The 17,311-nt window shown below is 35.6% G+C and carries 13 protein-coding genes and 1 pseudogene; 10 read left to right on the forward strand and 4 right to left on the reverse strand.

Translation table 11 applies throughout. The annotated features are described in order from the left end of the window. Position 1 precedes the first annotated feature (1 nt). Positions 2-310, reverse strand: a complete 309-nt coding sequence (locus ACFIKX_RS09260; protein ID WP_375661244.1) for a type IV secretion system protein VirB3 — start codon at positions 308-310, stop codon at positions 2-4. Then, positions 311-631 (reverse strand): TrbC/VirB2 family protein, encoded by a 321-nt coding sequence (locus tag ACFIKX_RS09265; protein ID WP_375661245.1) that lies wholly within the window; start codon positions 629-631, stop codon positions 311-313. Between the two features lie 398 nt (positions 632-1,029). On the opposite strand from ACFIKX_RS09265, the gene ACFIKX_RS09270 reads away from it, so the two are divergent. Then, entirely contained in the window at positions 1,030-1,755 is a 726-nt protein-coding gene (locus ACFIKX_RS09270) for a hypothetical protein (protein WP_375638527.1), read from the forward strand. A gap of 1,147 nt (positions 1,756-2,902) precedes the next feature. Continuing rightward, positions 2,903-3,031, forward strand: a pseudogene (locus ACFIKX_RS09275) (hypothetical protein); the annotation flags it as partial. Positions 3,032-4,045: 1,014 nt separating this feature from the next. Here ACFIKX_RS09275 and ACFIKX_RS09280 read toward each other — a convergent pair. Continuing rightward, complete coding sequence (locus ACFIKX_RS09280) at positions 4,046-4,405, reverse strand: helix-turn-helix domain-containing protein (RefSeq protein WP_375613566.1); 360 nt, start codon at positions 4,403-4,405, stop codon at positions 4,046-4,048. A 1,193-nt stretch (positions 4,406-5,598) separates the two neighbouring features. Here ACFIKX_RS09280 and ACFIKX_RS09285 point away from each other — a divergent pair. Continuing rightward, positions 5,599-6,444 (forward strand): TIGR01459 family HAD-type hydrolase, encoded by an 846-nt coding sequence (locus tag ACFIKX_RS09285; RefSeq protein WP_375612197.1) that lies wholly within the window; start codon positions 5,599-5,601, stop codon positions 6,442-6,444. Then, complete coding sequence (locus ACFIKX_RS09290) at positions 6,444-7,445, forward strand: bifunctional riboflavin kinase/FAD synthetase (protein WP_375627916.1); 1,002 nt, start codon at positions 6,444-6,446, stop codon at positions 7,443-7,445. The genes ACFIKX_RS09285 and ACFIKX_RS09290 overlap by 1 nt, the downstream gene beginning before the upstream one ends. A 2,113-nt stretch (positions 7,446-9,558) precedes the next feature. Here the strand turns inward: ACFIKX_RS09290 and ACFIKX_RS09295 are convergent. Continuing rightward, entirely contained in the window at positions 9,559-9,888 is a 330-nt protein-coding gene (locus ACFIKX_RS09295; protein WP_375610590.1) for a TIGR01244 family sulfur transferase, read from the reverse strand. Between the two features lie 997 nt (positions 9,889-10,885). Here ACFIKX_RS09295 and parA point away from each other — a divergent pair. The 6 genes from parA to ACFIKX_RS09325 all read left to right on the forward strand — a co-directional run bounded on the left by parA (position 10,886) and on the right by ACFIKX_RS09325 (position 13,946). Continuing rightward, entirely contained in the window at positions 10,886-11,515 is a 630-nt protein-coding gene (gene parA / locus ACFIKX_RS09300; protein WP_375613562.1) for a ParA family partition ATPase, read from the forward strand. Beyond that, positions 11,512-11,742, forward strand: coding sequence for a plasmid partition protein ParG (locus ACFIKX_RS09305; RefSeq protein ID WP_375613561.1), 231 nt, complete (start codon positions 11,512-11,514; stop codon positions 11,740-11,742). Before parA ends, ACFIKX_RS09305 begins: the two co-directional genes overlap by 4 nt. A gap of 1,185 nt (positions 11,743-12,927) precedes the next feature. Further along, positions 12,928-13,194, forward strand: coding sequence for an EexN family lipoprotein (locus tag ACFIKX_RS09310; protein WP_375627920.1), 267 nt, complete (start codon positions 12,928-12,930; stop codon positions 13,192-13,194). Between the two features lie 3 nt (positions 13,195-13,197). Continuing rightward, on the forward strand, positions 13,198-13,410 hold the full coding sequence (locus tag ACFIKX_RS09315) for an EexN family lipoprotein (RefSeq protein ID WP_375621543.1): 213 nt from the start codon (positions 13,198-13,200) through the stop codon (positions 13,408-13,410). 44 nt (positions 13,411-13,454) lie between these two features. Next, positions 13,455-13,724: an EexN family lipoprotein gene (locus tag ACFIKX_RS09320; protein WP_375627922.1), complete on the forward strand. Its 270-nt coding sequence runs from the start codon at positions 13,455-13,457 to the stop codon at positions 13,722-13,724. Positions 13,725-13,727: 3 nt separating this feature from the next. After that, complete coding sequence (locus ACFIKX_RS09325; RefSeq protein ID WP_375613558.1) at positions 13,728-13,946, forward strand: EexN family lipoprotein; 219 nt, start codon at positions 13,728-13,730, stop codon at positions 13,944-13,946. Positions 13,947-17,311 lie beyond the last annotated feature (3,365 nt).

The following is a 17,311-nucleotide window of genomic DNA, read 5'->3' on the forward strand; positions in this document are numbered from 1 at the left end:
TTCAGCTTAGTTCCTTATACGTGCGGATAAGGCGTAAAGGGGAGGTAGAACCTCCTCCCCATCTGTTGAGGTTTTTTTGTTTTCCTCGGGTATTGAGCCATGCAAATAATACGCGAAATTGATTGTGATCGTACTTTGTCACTTCTCGCAAAATAAAGTGCATCCCAATACCAAGACCAAACATGGTAAAATCACTGCTCAAAATGAAAAGAATGGATGTCGCCATGACATTGAGCGCCATCGCTTCCATTGTAACACCAGCAAACATGGCCGGGCGCGTACAGGCAAGGAAAAGAGTATCTTCGTTCATTTATGTTGTGCCCGCTAATTTGCCGACGAGAGTGGGGGCACCAAAAACAATAGCAATCCCCAGAACACAGTAAGCTGCTTTGCGTAAATCAATAAAGCCGTACATCCAACCAATCCCCACAGCAGCAACACATATAATAGCAATAAGCCTTGCCGTTGGACCCGTCATCATTGTGACAATGTTGTCTAAAACACCATCAAGCTTCCCGAAACCACCTCCACCAGCAGTAGAAGCAGCATAAGAAGGATCTGATACAAGCAATGCTGTAAAAAGCAGCATGGTCACGATAAAAATGATGTTTTGGAATCTATTATCTGTCATTTTACCTCTCTTTAACAAATAATATTTGTTTATATGTCGACATTCCATCGCCTCTAACAAACTGGAGAGTGTTGTCATTTGATGACAGTTTAATTCTTCTCATTTGTTTGTTTTAAAAGCCTTGATCGTGGATCTGTTCACTCTCAAGCTCTTCTTCGTAAAGAGACAGAAGTCTTTTCAAATTGAGATTGTGTTATATGAAAATGGCAATTTTAAGTTGTGTATATTGGTAAAAATAACAATATTAAAATAATGAAAGAAAGAATATCATTCTTTACAAAATGTAGTTAATCTGCAACACTTATATTTGGATTTTTTCTTTAAAAACAAGGGGATTGCTGATCAATAATCTGACATGATAGGAAAAAAACGAATTTTTTGAGCGAGCGTGTTAAGAGATGCTATTTAAATTGATTGTTATTATTTACATTATGGGGGCTACGGTGTGGGGATTAAGCCAATATAAAGATAAAATGGATTTCAGCATTCTTAAAACATTTGAGACGCAAGATATCCAAGATATTGTCGATCTCTATCGAGAAGAAAAAAAGTTGGGTAGATCTATCACCAAACAGCAATTAGAAAAAAATGAACCAGCTCTCGATTTGCAGAAGAGTGTTTCATTAAATGATGTTGCAAATAATGCTGTTGTTTTTCATGGTAAGGCTTCTGTTACAAGTGGGGTTACATTTAAATTACTGACGCCTGCTGCACAATCTTGGCGCTCACATATCTCCCGTGATATTCATCTTTATGGTGTGGACACATGTGCACCCCGTCAAAAAGCAAGATTAAATGATCAAGAATGGCCCTGTGGTGCGGTTACAACGGCTTGGCTTGTCACCAAAACACTTGGGCAGGATTTATCCTGTAAACAGGCTTTGATGCACAATGGTGTTTATTATGCGCAATGTTTTGTTCAAGGGGTTGATTTAGCTGAGGAAGGTCTTAAAGAAGGTATGTTGGTACTCTCAAAAGAGGGGAAAAATCCTATTCCAGCCCAGTATCATCATGCGGAAGAAAAAGCACGTGGCAATAAGATTGGTCTTTGGTCGAGTGATTTCACTGAACCTTTAAAATGGCGGCGAGATAATGGATCCTATAACCCCTTTGCTAGTCCATGATTGGTTTTAACGAACATATTTACTTAAATTTTTATAGAGAAAACTTTATCAATAAAATTGTACCAAATCGTAGAGCAAATTTGAATAAACGGTGAGATTATTTTCGTTTAGGAAGTAAATGGATGGTAATTCCCTTTTCAAGGGAGGGTTGCTTTCAAAATCACTTCTCTATTTTTACTTATGTGTTTTATAAAAGCAGGAAAATGTCATTGTTGGTTGCAAAGCATTTTTGAGTATTTGTGTTTGAAGGAGAAGTGAGGCGATAAAAAACGCTCAAGAAACGGATTTCTAGAGCGGTGTTGATAAAAGTAAAAAATAAACAGACCCAAAAATGGTGTAACGTTTGATATAATGGATAAAATCTTTCACAATGCCTTAAAAGAATTCATAGCAAAAGTTTTTTCATCAGAATTTTGTCTTCAGGATTGGATCACGTTTTTTACTTCTTTAAAAGTGATCAATCTGTTGCATTCCTTGAAAAGCTTTCATAATTATCTGCTTTTAAATTCAGACTTCCAAATGATGGATGGATTTCAAATAGACTCTACACGAAGAAATCTTCGTAAAATGATTTGCATTGCTGATTGTTTTCTATATATCACAAAACGTTTCTATTTAGGCCTCGATGGAGGAACAATAATCAACATACAAATAGGTAAAAAGAGTTCATACTTTTTTGTTATGGCTGCATAGTCCATTGATCGTGAGATTTAAGTATTATAATGCTCATAGGCTTTCTATAGGGTTAGGGGCGATGCCTATTGCAATGTAACTATTTGAAATCAGTTGGACAAAAGCATTAATGCGTCTTCTGATTTCATCATTTGTATTCAGTTTGGGCTCTTTCCCTTCTCATTGTATTTTATGACAAACTCATACGATGGCTATTGTGAGCTCTTCTTGCGTTATTTTACTCAGAGTATTCACTTTAAAAGCAAGCAAGTGATAGTGAGGCTGTATTCTCATACAGTGTGAAAATTCAACCCTCATTTGGGGGGATGATATTAACAGATAAGGTATTTAAAGAGGAGTAAAATGAAAAAAATTATTTATTATGCATGACTCTATTATTCGTCGTGGGGTGTGAAAAACCTATAGCGTAGAAGATTTAAAAAAAGATGCAAAATTAAGAGAAGAATGGGGAACGAAGTGTTCTCTTTCAGGACAAGCTGTTAAGGAATCTAAAAACTGTCAAAATGTTTTACAAGCAGATACTGAAATGTTTTTCTCGCCAAAGCTTGATGTTACAGACCGTGGTCATGCATCTCAACAGTAAAGTGTGATATAAAAATTCTAAAATAAAGAAGTTACGGCTCAACGAATGCTCGCTTCTTCAATTGTTATAGCGGATTTTTTATCATTTTTTATCTTTCAGATGAGCTCCCCAAATCATATTCGCAATCCTATTGTTTGTTTCATCTTTGTTAGATTGAGGATTATGATCATGAGAAAACAGGATAGCATTGTCTTATAGAAATATCTCTCAAGGTATCCAAGCCTATTTTGCGACGCTGTTCGTAAAGGGTATAAGGGTAAATCCATTGAGCCCCCCATCTTTACGCTTCATAACGGAGTAAGCCTTGCACCATCACACAGTTTGTCAGCTTGTGGGTGTTGCTTACAGCTCTTGGTAATTGAGAAGGTTCATTAGAGGCATTTTTAATTCTTACTTAATAGTTTTTATCCATACGCCTCTTCCCACTTGTAAGCTGCAAGAGATATAGTTTTGGTTGATTCAACATGGAACAAGTCTGAAATGAAAGAATCTTACGATATTCTGGATTCTCATTCAACATGTAAAACAATAAATTGTCTTTATAAATCAATGTGTCGCCTTATGATAGAGTTGCTGTAGCATTGAGATTTTAAAGGAAAAATACGCCTTTAAGACTTTATAACAGATATTAAGTCTTTAATAGCAGGTATATTAAATGTACATCATTTAAAATAAATAGAGCGTCCATAGCGAAAAGGGGGCCACTCTTTAAATACGGATAAATACTTATTCTGTTGTGCTGTAAAACGCTATTGTTTGCGGGTGTGGTGATATAAGACATAAAACTTTATACATGGGGTGTTTTGATAAGAGAGTGTGATGAATATTCAAGGGAGGGCTTGTTTATATAATTTTGTGAAAGGAACCATATGAAATGGGAAGCTGAGAAGGAGCTATTTTTGAAAAGGCGGATCGTTTATCAACCGGTTTGAGGAGGGGGGCATCCTTTTGGGGTATGGGGAGAAAGACAAGAATAGGGTGTGTAGCACTTTATAGCTATGCTTTTAAAGCGTTTTAATTTTGATCACAAATTAAGTTTAAAATCGCTTTCTGCTTGACAGATGTGAGGACTCTAAAACTTTTTAAAAGCAAATATTCCTCTTTGCTCGAGGCGATTTCATCATAATGGTACGGGGTGTTGTCTTTTTTGATGATATCAGTGTAAAAAAAGGCAAGTGGAACATTCAAAATATCGGAAATTTCCTTTAAACGTCCTGCGCTCACGCGATTTAAGCCTTTTTCATACTTTTGGATTTGTTGAAAAGTGACACCTAAATGATGCCCTAATGTTTTTTGAGACATTTTTAGCACTTTTCGCCTAAAGCGAATTTTTTTGCCTACAAAAAGATCAATATTAAGATTTTGAGCTTGCATTTTCCCCCTCCAAGTGCGAGCGCCCTCGCATTGGTATTCCGGGAGCTTGAAAACACTGAACCCTAGTCAGCATTTTGCTTTTAGTGCTTGGAGCACCTGGACATAGCAAAATCTCCCGGAATTCCGGGATACCCACATAGTGGGTTTATTTTTACGCTAGGGTTTCGGGTTTTCAAGACCCCTTTTGATCGTTGCGTATGCGATCAAAACATTTTTCGATTCATAAAGTAATTTTAGGAGATTGGCAATAAAAATAGTTTTTCTTGAGACGGATAGATTTTTTTAAATAGGAGGTTGTTTGCCTTTCAAAGTTTTAAGGTTTGCTTACTCAACTCATGACATCAGATATGCATTTTACGAAGGTAAACCTTGGTTTTTAAGCTCAAGTCACCGCTTACGGTGCTGTCCTTAACCAATAATCAAAATGACTTGTTTTGATGCGTCTGAGATATCATGATGATAGGGGAAAGCTTTTATGAGTAAAGAGCCCTCATGCAAAATAAACTCAAAACATTATAGATCTTATTGTTGTATATTCACATGTTTGTTTTAGAAGATATTTCTCAATGTTAGCGCCTATTTTACAATGGTGCTTCGTAAAGTATGTAGCGTAAAAGCCTCTATGAATGGGATAAAAGCTATATTGCTATCGTTACTGAAAAAAAGATGCTCGGACGGCACATACTCTCTGCCAGTTCAAAATATTACGACAGTTTTTGCCTTGAAAGGGAGCATAAGAGCTATTTTTTCTTTCTTCACGTGTTTTTATCTGTACGCTCTCTGCTTATAATGTGTAAGCGAATAGGTTTTGATTGACTCAATATAAACAAATTTGAAATGAGAAAATATATTGGGCTTTCTCATGATGCATGTTTTTAAGAGGGGGATACGTTTATTTTCTCAGTGAAGAATTTGAGTATTTTAGATAAAAAACTCTATCAACGTCGTTGTTGTTAGAATTAAAATTTTTATGAGAAAAATAGCATTGGGGAATGATAAGCTTTTGCTATCAAGCATTTTAGAATTTTGCACAACTTAATGATAACTTAGTTATTTTATCATTTCTTATGATCTCTATAGACGATAAAAAGTTGGGATATGGTTTGAGAAAGCAGATGACACAAGTATTATCTTTCGGTAAGTAGTTTTGAAGTAAAAGACAGCTTTAAATGACAAATAGAGATAGGTGCTCCATGAATGAACTTACCCATATTGAGACTATTATAGCGCATTATGATGCTGTTTTTTGTGATGTGTGGGGTGTTGTGCATAACGGTGTACATGCATTTGAACCAGCGTTGAAGGCGTTGTATAAAATCCGACAAATGGGAAAAACTGTCATTTTATTAACTAATTCTCCTCGGCTACGGGAAGATGTTGCTGCTCAATTACAAAGCATGAACGTTCATAGCGACTATTATGATGCCATTATCACTTCAGGGGATGTAACGCGCGATCTCATTCAGACTGCTCCACGTAAAGTTTTTTTCATTGGTTCACAACGTGATTTGGTGCTGTTTGAAGGGTTAGAGTGTGAATTTGTTGAAGAATGGGAGGCTTCTGTTGTCGTCTGTAGCGGTTTTCTTGAAGATTTTGACGAAGAACCCTCTGCTTATGAGGAGATGTTTCGTCGCATGCGGTCGCGGAATTTACCTTTTATTTGTGCGAACCCAGATGTGATTGTCCATTATGGAAATAAAGAATTTTGGTGCGCTGGTGCATTGGCTCGTCTTTATCAACAATTAGGGGGGGAAGTGCGCATTGCTGGAAAACCTCACGCGCCTATTTATGAATGTGCCTTTGAAAAACTTCAAAAAATACGGGGAACAGTAGAAAAAAGTCAAGTTTTAGCTATTGGTGATGGTCTTTTAACGGATATTAAGGGGGCGGCTCACTTTGGTCTTGATGCCCTTTATATTATGGGGGGGATTCATCATTATGATTATACGCAAAAGGGTGTGGTTGATAAGCAAGCTTTGCATTCTTTTCTTGAACATCATGGTTATAAACCACAAGCAATCATGTGGGCACTTCAGTAATGACTAATTTTTTGCGTCTTCAGGGAATTCATATGTTTCCCTCGGCTTGGCGGGGAGCAGTGTTGGCACTTGGAAATTTTGATGGTGTTCATTGTGGGCATCAGGTGGTGTTGCAAAAAGCACTTGATTTCGCGCGTATAAAAAAGAAACCAGCTGTTGTTTTAACTTTTGAACCCCATCCAAGAAGTTTTTTTCAACATTCAGCTCCTGTCTATCGTTTGACAGAGGCAGTTGAAAAAGCTGAAATTTTTAAAACCCTTGGTTTTGACGGCGTGATTGAACAGCCCTTTGATGCACAGTTTGCCGCTCTTTCAGCGGACGAATTTATTAAGTCGTTTTTAAAGGAAGTTTTTGATGTTTCAGTTGTGGTGACAGGCGAAAATTTTCAATTTGGTCATCAGAAAAGTGGAAATGTACATCTTCTTTGCCAAAGGGGAGAGAAATATGGATTTGAGGTTGTGCAAGTTCCTTGCGTTGCTCGTCCTCAAGAGTCACAATCTTTGATCATTTCCTCGAGTTTTATTCGGCAACTTCTCTCACAAGGAAAAGTGGACAAAGCAGCCCATTTGTTAGGGTATCACTATCGGATACGCTCCAATATTATTCAAGGTGAAAAACTTGGACGTCTTTTGGGATTTCCTACCGCTAATCAAATGTTGCCTCCCCAAGTTCGTTTGGCTCATGGTGTTTATGCGGTACGTTTGCGTCGTGCGAACGGTGTTTTGTATGATGGTGTTGCAAGCTTTGGTTGTCGTCCAACGGTTGTTAAGGATGGGGCGCCCCTTTTGGAAACCTATTTGTTTGACTTTAACGACGACCTTTATGGGGAAAGCTGTATCGTTTCTTTTTTCCAGTTTTTGCGAGGACAAGAAAAATTTGATGGGCTTGAACCTTTGATTGCGCAAATGCATCGTGATGAAAAAAAAGCAAAAGAAATTTTAAAGACAGTACAACCATTATCAACGTTGGATAGGTTGCTTACTTTTAAAAATATGTCCTAAACTGATCTGAAAAAGAGAGAAGAGCTGTAAAAATAGCACTTAAAGTGATTATAATCACAAACATATATTCCAAAACATCGTGGAATATATGTTTTTTCCGTTGTTGAGAGGGAGAATCGAATATCTGAAGATCTGATTTTGGCATCATTTTTTTCAAAGTTAACTTTATGGTTTTTGTTGTCATTCAAAACTTTACTGCTTGTTTCTTTCTGATCCGTTAAAACTCGTCATAAAAGATGCAGTAAAGAATAAGCAACCAGCCTATTTAGCAATAATAGACGTGAAGAAGGAGAAAGGCTGTTTTTAAAATTTCTTGCGATTTTAAGCTTATAGTTTGATAAAATTTAATTGATGACTTTTTTTATTTTAAAAGGTTATTGTTTCTTTTTTCTAATTTGGCTTATTATGTCATTTATGCCGTATCATCGTTTATGATGAGAGTTGGTTCGTGTAACCTTACGCATGTGATATTTTGTATTATGTAATGAATATTTTTACAAAAGTTTTGTTTGTCGAGTCTTGTGAAGAAGATTAGTGGTCAGCAGCAGTTTTCGTGCTAACCAATCACGTAAACGAGAATGAAGCTGCTGGAAAATGCTTTAAGTTTCGTTTCTCTTGTATATTGTGATGGGGAATGCATATTAAGGAGACTGCGATTGATTGTAGATAAAAGAAATCATTGCGAGAAAGCAGGTGTATTGTTTCAAAATTTCTAATGCTTTTGATGGATAAAGGCACAATTTTGTTGTCGTAACACGTCAATCTTTCAGATTTTCAAGTTAAAAACTATCCATATATTTCCTTTGTCTTTCACAAATGTAACGCCTATAATGCAAAGGAAAGACAGTCTTGTAAGGATATGAAAACACAAAGCCAATAATGTTTTGTTGTTTTTTGATAGAAATATTGGATAAAAGTTAGAACATCTTTCCAATCTATGTTCGGTCTATTCATGACTTTATGGTGTTGTTTTTCTCATAAAACTTTTTGTTTAGCGATTCTCAACGCGAGCAGTATGTTTGAGATAAGGATTAAGGCGCTTTAGTGCTCTCTCTACTGTTACAGCTTTTGTATACCAGATGGGGAGAGTCTATTGCTATATTCATTTGGATAATCTCTGAAATCAATCTACAGCCTTATTGGGGAAAAATATGAAGTTATCAAGGGGAAAATCAGTCCAGATGACAGTCTTTTTACATTCGGGTTTGCCACTTTCAAAAGGGTCCAGAGCAATATCTCTTAAATCATGAAAATAACAGCTTCAGGCTTTTGTTGTTCTTTGCATAGGATATCAGGTCCCACAGGTAAAATAAAATGCTGGAATATCCTTGTTTTGCTAATTTATGCACTTCTTTTAAAGAAATATCTCTCAACGCTTCTCATATTCATTTTCATGATGGCTCTCATGAATGGTATCTTGAAAGCTCCGTTGAGCGCTATCATCTTTATGCCTAATAAAAGAGCAATCCGACACCATCCGTTATATTGACAAGCCTTTAGTGTTGTACAGTCTTAGCTATTTGAGAGCGTTTATGAGAGTTTGTTCTTAACTCGTTTTATTTCACACGAATATTTCTTGCTTGTGACATGCAAGAAACACGCTTTTGATTGATTCACTATAAATAGACTTGAGAGAATCTTACGGTATTAGGATTTATCACTCAACGTGCAAAATAATTAATTGTTATAAATCAATATGTCGCAGTTAATCATAGATTATGGCTTACAGCTTTTTTTATAAAATACTCTGCATGCCTTTTATCCGGAATATGGGGTTTCCTTAGTGGTTTTACTATCGTTTTAGGTGTCTGTAGCGTACGAATGAGCTCGTACTGGTAAAGGGAGAGAAAAAGAAGGTGGAGCAGTGATAAAAGGTGAGGTAAAAATAAATTTTCTTGATCATCATATGAATTTTCACGCATTTTTATGGCTTCGGGTGTGTATGCTTGTTGTATATTGAGGAGCAAAGCTTGCTCATAGAGTTTTATGAAATGTGAAGCCTGAGTGGAAAGGTGCAAGACAAAGATTATTGACTGATTATTTTTTTACAGATCGATGTATATTTAAGAATCTTCGTCTTTTAAGACGAGGCGGAAGTGTGCGAACCCTCTGTTTAAAGACGCGCTAAGCGATAAAGATGCAGCGAGCGTGATCCGTGATGACAATAGGCAAGAAGAGGCAGAGAGGCTGTTTTTAAAATTGTTTGCATGGCTTCAACAGCTGACTTTTCTATAGTTGGAGGAGAAATGGGAATGTGATAGGCTTTTATGCCATATTCATTTGCGACCGTTTTAATGCTAGAAAAGTCAGGTTGATGGAGCTCTTCGTGATCGGGGCGGTTACAGATAATTGTTTTAAAACCAGCTTGTGCCAATGTTTTGATATTTTCTATGCTAAGTTGGGCGCTGATAAAAATATCAGGTTCAATTTGTTGTAAATTCATTTTTGTTTATTCCCAATTGCATGATCTTCACGATACCCTCTGGTCTGGTATATAGAAAGAACATAATGAAGGTAAGTTTTTCAGTGGCATCTTAACAAAAATATTCTTTTTGTCGAGAAAATCTATTTGGGAAAAATGAGCTATAAGATGCAAAATATCTCACTCCGCAACATGTTCGTTATGCGATTTATGAAAGACGGATGTTTGGTCTTTATGGATAATCTATAGTGTTTACTAAACATAGACATTTCATTGTGTTGCTTGTTTACGCGCTTGCTAGAGGCCCCCTTATTTCTCTTAAGCCCATTTTACTCTGTCGAGCGTCAAAGAGTATAAAATTCATGGATCACCACCCTTTTTACGCTTATGAAGAAGGAAGTCGGTACCATTGTTATATTTGCCAACCCCCAATATTGTAATAGTTCTTGATACTTGAGATTCTGCATAAGAAGCATTTTAAATCCTTTCTTGTACAGTTTTTACCCACACGCCAGCCCTGATTGTACGTACAAGAGATATGATTTTGATTAATTTAATATAAGAGGCATGAAATGAGAGAATCTTCCTGATTTCGGCTCTCTCATTCAACGTGCAAAACAATGAATTCTCCTTATAGTTTGTTGTATATTCAGAGTGGAGCTTGTTTGTAGAGTTGCATTAAGTGGATTGCATGAAGGGAGAATCCCAAAAGGCCGGTGCAAAATAAGAAGCTGGATCATTTACAGCGCATTGTTTACAGATCGACATGGATTTAAGAATCTTCGTTTTAGGGTGGGGGGGAAGAAGAGCATGCCTCTTTTAAATTTATTTTGTTATTTTCAAGAATATCATCTTCATAATGTTTTTGCTCATGCTAAAAGAATATTATAAAAAATTGCGGGCTATTGTTATTTATCCTAAAAATAGGAGAGATGGTTATTTTGCACGTATTGGATGCTTGTTTCTTTTATTACTTTCTGTATAATCGTAAAAACGATAATACTGAAAGGCGTAATGGATGATCATTGGACTTTTGAATCAAAAGGGAGGTGTCGGAAAAACGACGTTGAGTGTTAATCTTGCTGCCAGTTTTGCACGTACTGGTACACGGGTATTGCTTATTGATGTTGACCCACAGGGAAGCGCATTGGATTGGGCTGCTGTACGTGAAGATGCACCTTTGTTTTCAGTTATTGGTTTACCGCGTGCAACGGTTCACAAAGAGATTACACAGATTGGTCATGGTTATGATCATATTATTATCGATGGTCCTCCGCGTGTGACGGATCTTGCTCGTAGTGCTCTTATGGCTTCGGATTTGGTGCTTATCCCTGTTTTGCCTAGTCCCTATGATATTTGGGCAGCGGATGGAATTGTAAAGCTGATTGATGAAGCACGCGTTTATAAAGAAAATCTCAAATCTGCTTTTGTTATTAATCGTAAAATCGTCAATACAGCGATAGGGCGCGATGTGAACGAAGCTCTTGGCATATACCCTGTGCATGTTCTTTCTTCTAGTGTTGCGCAGCGCGTGATTTTTGCAGAAGCAGCAGCACAGGGGAAGGCCGTTTATGAAGTTGATAAGCAAGGACCCGCAGCGGCAGAGATTGAAGCGGTTGCAGCGGAAATCAAGGAGTTAGCACGATGAGTAAAAAAATTAAAATTGGCACAAAACCAACCAATAAATCAATTCCTTTAACAGCGGATGCATGGATAGGAAGCCACAAAGGGAGCATGAGTGGAGGTATGAAGCGCCTCACGATTGATATACCAGAAAGTTTGCATCGGTTGATTAAGGTCAGTTGTGCAAGTCGTGGAACTAAAATAGCTGATGAGGTCCGCGAATTGCTTTCACAAAAATACGGAAAAGTGTAAAAAATGATACGATAATTTCATTGGTTTGAGTGCTTTTTCTAGAGATGATATCGATTGTTTTTATACGAAGTTAATAATAAAAGTGCTCTTCCTTTTTCACGATGGTTGCTTCATTCAAGTTGTTTTTCATAAGGTTCTGTATCATCGCATGAAAGAGCTATGAGTTTGCGAAAAATTCTCCGTTTCAAACTTTTCCCTATAAATGTGATAATCATCATACTACTTGTGATCTTATCCGCTAGATGAGTAGATAAGTTTATTCTTCCATAAAAATTATCTTGATAATGATTTTAAACATCAGGTTATTTTTTTGTTTATTGTACTTAATACATGCGTAAATAATGTAATTAAGAGTAGCCTTGATTATTTTTTTCTGTTATGCAGCAATCCGTTTTATTAAATTATATTCATTGTTTATAAGGGGGGGATAAAAATAAGTAAAATTTACTGATATTGACGCGCTATAATTTTTCCTAATAAACAAAAGAAGTCATTGAGTATATTATAGAAAATATTTCTTACATTTATATGATTTTATAGTCTTAAATATTTAATGCCAGTTGTAATGGTACGCAAGGCAATAGGCTTTTTTCTGCAATTGGAATGTATAAGATCGCTTTTTTAGCATTTCTATTGGCTTTTAAAAAGTACAGGGGGACTTAAAGCTTTCTTTCTTTTCCGGTGGTTTAGAAATGATAAGAGCGCAATTAGTTGATTAAAAGCTGTATTCTTTCGTTTGCAGAGAATTTGCAATGGGTATAGGCATGACGAATTTTGGGTAAGATATCGTGCTGCTTCTCGTTACCAAAAGGTTCTTGAAGGAAAAGAAATGATTAAAAAGCTTTTTGAGAATGTCAAGATATCAGAATTTTTGCTGAAGTTTTAACACTTCAAATACAAAGAGCTGCCGTGCAGATAATGTTACAAATGCAAGTCTGATAAATGAAAGGCAGTTTTCATGATTTAACATGTTTGCGTTGGAAGTGTACGTATTTGCAAAGGAAAGTAGACGCAAGGTCACAATATAGGAGGGGATGTGAACCCAAAGATATTGTTAATAAAATATTCGCGTACAGAAGTGGATTTTAAAATTTTTGAAAATGCACAATGAACCGAATGTACAATTTTAATCGGGTGCTAAATTATGTCCTAAACTTTGTAAATTTGAAAAAGGGGAATTTATTGATGAATAAAGCCATTATTATAGCATTGCTGGTTTGTACTGGACTTTTCGTTGCTGGTTGCGAAAAAACTTACAGCGTAACGGAATTTAAGAAAGATCCCAAATTACTCAATCAGTGGTTAGAGAAATGTTTTATTGCAGGAAGTTTTGATTCAAAAAATTGTAAAAACGCAGAACAAGCTGAATTAGAAACTCGTAAAAAATGGGGAATTTTTGGCTCTGGAAAGGACGACCAAGAAAAAACTGAAGATAAAAAGGAAGGGAATTAAATTATGAATAAAGTCATTATTACAGCATTGCTGCTTTGTACTGGACTTGCTGTTACTGGTTGTGAAAAAACTTATAGTGTAAAAGAATTTAAAACAAATGAAAAATTATACGAGGAATGGGCAAAGAAATGTGAGAACGATGATTCACCGCTCAAATCCTCTCAAAATTGTAAAAACCTTCGACAAGCATATGTAGAACTTTTTTTAAGGCCCTAAATTGTGTCCTAAACTTTGTAAATTTGAAAAAGGGGAATTTATTGATGAATAAAGCCATTATTACAGCATTGCTGGTTTGTGCTGGACTTGTCGTTTCTGGTTGTGAAAAAACTTATAGCGTAGCGGAATTTAAGAAGGATCCCAAATTACTCGAGCAATGGGCAATGAAATGCATGATATCAGAGGATTTAGATTCTCAAAATTGTAAAAACGCAGATAAAGCGTATCGTGAAGTTCATGCCCGAGATTGGCCTGGTTCAAGCTTTGTACATGATGACGAGAAAAAAACTGAAGAGAAAAAGGAAGGAAATTAAATCATGAATAAAGTTATTATTACAGCATTGCTGCTTTGTACTGGACTTGTCGTTGCTGGTTGCGAAAAAAACTACAGCGTAGCGGAATTTAAGAAAGATAAAACATTACTCGAAGAGTGGGCAAAAAAATGTGAAAAGCTGGATCAATCTTCTATGGAGAAATCTAAAAATTGCCAACATGCCAGACAAGCATATATGGAACTTATGTTTGGCATTAATTAAAAACATACAGTTCAATAAATAAGGAATTTTTTAGTTCTTGATTCTATTGCGTTTTTAGGCTCTCTCTAACTTTTAGAGAGTCTTTTTATGGCTTCAAGAATTAGTCGTTTACGATCAGTACTCTTTGTGTAAACGTATGCTATACTGTCATTTGTTCAGCTCAAAAGTGCTTTCAATTGTAGATAGTATTGCCTCCCAATGAGTTGTTACGTGTTACTGCTAATTTTTTAATGTTTTGGTTACATGTATTTAAAATATGAGATTAAATCTATCTTTGGGGTGTTTTTTTGCGTTTATCACAAATAAATGTTTCATCACACTAAGATCGTCTTTAAGTGTTGCGGCTAATTTCGGAAAAATTAGGAGGAAACATTTGTTTGGAAATTACGTTCTCTGTTTTAATAAAGAGAAAAACATTCTGAATAGAATTATTATCGTTTCATACTCAAATGTTTTTCTCAAACTATTTTTAAAAAATTTCTTTTGATTTGAGAATATTATAACATTAGTTAAGTTGTGAGACAGTTTTGCTAGGACGGTTTTGCTGGATGTGTGAGGAATTGAGCGCTCTCCACATCTTTTCATTTTTCTCCTCTCTTTTCTGAGTTTGCAAGGTTTTTCCTTGTTATTTTTTTATCTTAATTGTGTCGTGATATTATCATGTTGAGCGGTGGAGCGCATATAAAACTTTACGTATGAGGTGTTTTTTGTTCTCGAGTGTGTGATGAATGTTTTTCTGAATAACACTTTGATTTATAAAAATAATTTAATTATTTTATACTGAATAAGGATCTCGAATAACGTAAGATTCTCTTATTCCAAATCTGTTCTCGGTTGAATTAATTAAAACCATCTTCTTGCATGGTACAAGCGGGGAGAGCCGTGTGGATAAAAACTGTTGAAGAAAGACGTAAAAATGCCTTTTATGAATTATCTCAAGTGCTAAAGGTTTGTTGGCAACATTTGGGGCTGGAAAAGTGTGTGATGCTGCTGGTTTATTCTCTCATAAGGGTAAAGATGGTGTTCAATAGATTATCATAAGCTTCATGAAATATTATTCTTTAGAATTGTGATATGCCCTGAAGGGGAAATTTACTCAATAAAGAGACAAATTATTTACAGATCATATCTGATAGAAAATTTCGTTTTTTAAGGTGGGAGTGAAGTTGAGATTCAAGATAGCGTGAAAAGACGGACACTGATGGTTAAAAATGCATACAAAAAGCAGAGTTTATACTCAAATAGTTGCAAGCGATGTTTGAAATTGGGTGTGTGGTTTATCTGTAGAATTAAAATTTTGCTTTGCTCTTATGTGAAATTAAGATGCTCATTTGCACAGATTATAAAAAGCCAAAAGAGTATGCTTAGTATATTTCTATTACGAGAACTAAAATAACAACAAAAGCATTGATGGTGATAATCAAGGTTGAATAAAGCATAGCGGCTTTTACGAGATCAGCCATAAAAACCTCTTTCTGTTCTTTTTGAGGTGATTTTATGAATAACAATATGTTACAATCTGTAATATATGCTGATACAACATATTCGGCAAGCTTAAAATCGTTCCTTTTTTTATAAAAGCTTAAGGAGTTGGAGTATTGTGAATCCTAAAAAAGAAAGCTTTAAAAGGACTATTGATTGATTTTGTAAGTTTTGTGTTGCTGGAAACTTTTTTTATCCTGTTATGCTATAAAGCACTGTCATTTATAACGGTAATATAAGACATATAAGTTTTCTTGGAACGTTTAAGTATTTTTTAGTGTACGATGAATATTCGTAGGTTTATTTGTTGAGTCTTTCGTTTAAGTGAAGCAGATGAGGGGAAAGTCAGGAGAAGATCGTTTGACAAAAATTCGGACTGCGTACAGAGCCGATTGAGTTAAGATCTTAGTCCTTTAAGGTGAGCGGCGGAAGATAAAAATGTTTTCTGATCGTTTATCTCATAGCAAGATTGGTTAATGCTGCTCTAATGGGGCATGTTTTGCACAAAAGTAAAGAACGCTCCAAAAGAAATATACTTATGTTGTATATTAGTATATTTGTATTGCATATTTATGTACTTGTTTTAAAGAAATATCTCTTAACGCACACGAAAGACATTTTACGATGACATTCGTAAATGGTATAACGGTAAATGTGAATAGTATAACAGTAAAGCTCTCATGAAATAATATAAACTTTGAATAATATAAAAATCTATAAAATGCTATCATCTTTATACTTATGAAAGAGCAAGTCACAATCATCGTACGCTTGCTTCCAATGTTTATTATAGTTCTTGGCATTTGCTAAGGTTCATAAGAAGTCTTTTTCTTTCAGCGTATTTTATCAACACATCAGGGCGTTGTTTGTGATGTGCAAGCAAGTGATTTTAATTTATTCAACATGGAATAGATTTGAAATGTGATGATTATGAAAGAGAAGAGCTGCATTTAAAAGGTTGAAAACGAGAGAAAGATCGTAAACAAAAATTGTACCTTGATTATAAAATGATTGTTTCTCTGTTTTTATACCAGTAGCGCATGTAAAGTTGCGATATTAAGAGCAAACTGTGTTATGGAATGAAATAATCTGTAAGAAGATGCTGTGAAAATTCTGAAAATATCAATGGGGGGAGCGTTAAGCATTATGCATTGGATAATATTTTGATTTATAGATGATAATCTATCGTTATTCAACTTGAATTAGATCCCTTAATACTGGAAATTTTTTCATTCCAAATCTGTTTCGTGGTGAATTAACCAAAACAATGTCTTTTGCAGTTACAAGCAGGGAGCTCCCATGCGCAGAGAAATTGTACAAGAAAGGCCATGCTTTATGAACCGTCTCAAGTGCCAAGGGTATCAGAACATAAGGGGTTAGAAAAATATGTGATGGTGCTGGCTTGCTTCTTTTATTAAGCGTAAAGATGGAAAGTGCTCAATGGATTTTATACATGTCATGGAAGATTTATCATTATACCATTGATGGGCCGCGGTGCGAAATAGGCTTGGGTGCACTTAAGAGATATTTCTTTAAAACAAGCGCGTAAATATGCGATTGAAGACGTATCGAACTGATTGGCTAAGAAACTCTTGAAAAGGTTCAAAAAATCTTATATAGTCGTTCATTGCAAAGAAAAGCGAATGATAATTTAAAAAAGGAAGATTGATGGCTGTTTAGCTATTTGAAGATGTCTTTTTTTATATTGCTGTATGGCTGATCTGTTCAAAAGAACATTCTTTTTGTGTTTTATGCAAAATACTGCATGTGTGCAGAAAGAGCATGGGAGAGGGGGGTGTCCTTTTGAATGGGTGCAAACTGATCTTGTCTGGCGCCATCTTATGGGGCGCAGGAAGGTATACAAGTTTAAGTGCAGAGAGAGC

Origin of the sequence: Bartonella sp. CM86QHHN (assembly GCF_042194695.1) — a bacterium.
GTDB lineage: Bacteria > Pseudomonadota > Alphaproteobacteria > Rhizobiales > Rhizobiaceae > Bartonella.

What these genes read in the sequence shown, in the direction of transcription:
- ACFIKX_RS09265 (WP_375661245.1), bottom strand. Translation starts at nt 631, where the DNA reads ATGACAGATAATAGATTCCAAAACATCATTTTTATCGTGACCATGCTG.
- ACFIKX_RS09320 (WP_375627922.1), top strand. Translation starts at nt 13,455, where the DNA reads ATGAATAAAGCCATTATTACAGCATTGCTGGTTTGTGCTGGACTTGTC.
- ACFIKX_RS09310 (WP_375627920.1), top strand. Translation starts at nt 12,928, where the DNA reads ATGAATAAAGCCATTATTATAGCATTGCTGGTTTGTACTGGACTTTTC.
- ACFIKX_RS09290 (WP_375627916.1), top strand. Translation starts at nt 6,444, where the DNA reads ATGACTAATTTTTTGCGTCTTCAGGGAATTCATATGTTTCCCTCGGCT.
- ACFIKX_RS09325 (WP_375613558.1), top strand. Translation starts at nt 13,728, where the DNA reads ATGAATAAAGTTATTATTACAGCATTGCTGCTTTGTACTGGACTTGTC.
- parA (WP_375613562.1), top strand. Translation starts at nt 10,886, where the DNA reads ATGATCATTGGACTTTTGAATCAAAAGGGAGGTGTCGGAAAAACGACG.
- ACFIKX_RS09295 (WP_375610590.1), bottom strand. Translation starts at nt 9,888, where the DNA reads ATGAATTTACAACAAATTGAACCTGATATTTTTATCAGCGCCCAACTT.
- ACFIKX_RS09270 (WP_375638527.1), top strand. Translation starts at nt 1,030, where the DNA reads ATGCTATTTAAATTGATTGTTATTATTTACATTATGGGGGCTACGGTG.
- ACFIKX_RS09260 (WP_375661244.1), bottom strand. Translation starts at nt 310, where the DNA reads ATGAACGAAGATACTCTTTTCCTTGCCTGTACGCGCCCGGCCATGTTT.
- ACFIKX_RS09315 (WP_375621543.1), top strand. Translation starts at nt 13,198, where the DNA reads ATGAATAAAGTCATTATTACAGCATTGCTGCTTTGTACTGGACTTGCT.
- ACFIKX_RS09305 (WP_375613561.1), top strand. Translation starts at nt 11,512, where the DNA reads ATGAGTAAAAAAATTAAAATTGGCACAAAACCAACCAATAAATCAATT.
- ACFIKX_RS09285 (WP_375612197.1), top strand. Translation starts at nt 5,599, where the DNA reads ATGAATGAACTTACCCATATTGAGACTATTATAGCGCATTATGATGCT.
- ACFIKX_RS09280 (WP_375613566.1), bottom strand. Translation starts at nt 4,405, where the DNA reads ATGCAAGCTCAAAATCTTAATATTGATCTTTTTGTAGGCAAAAAAATT.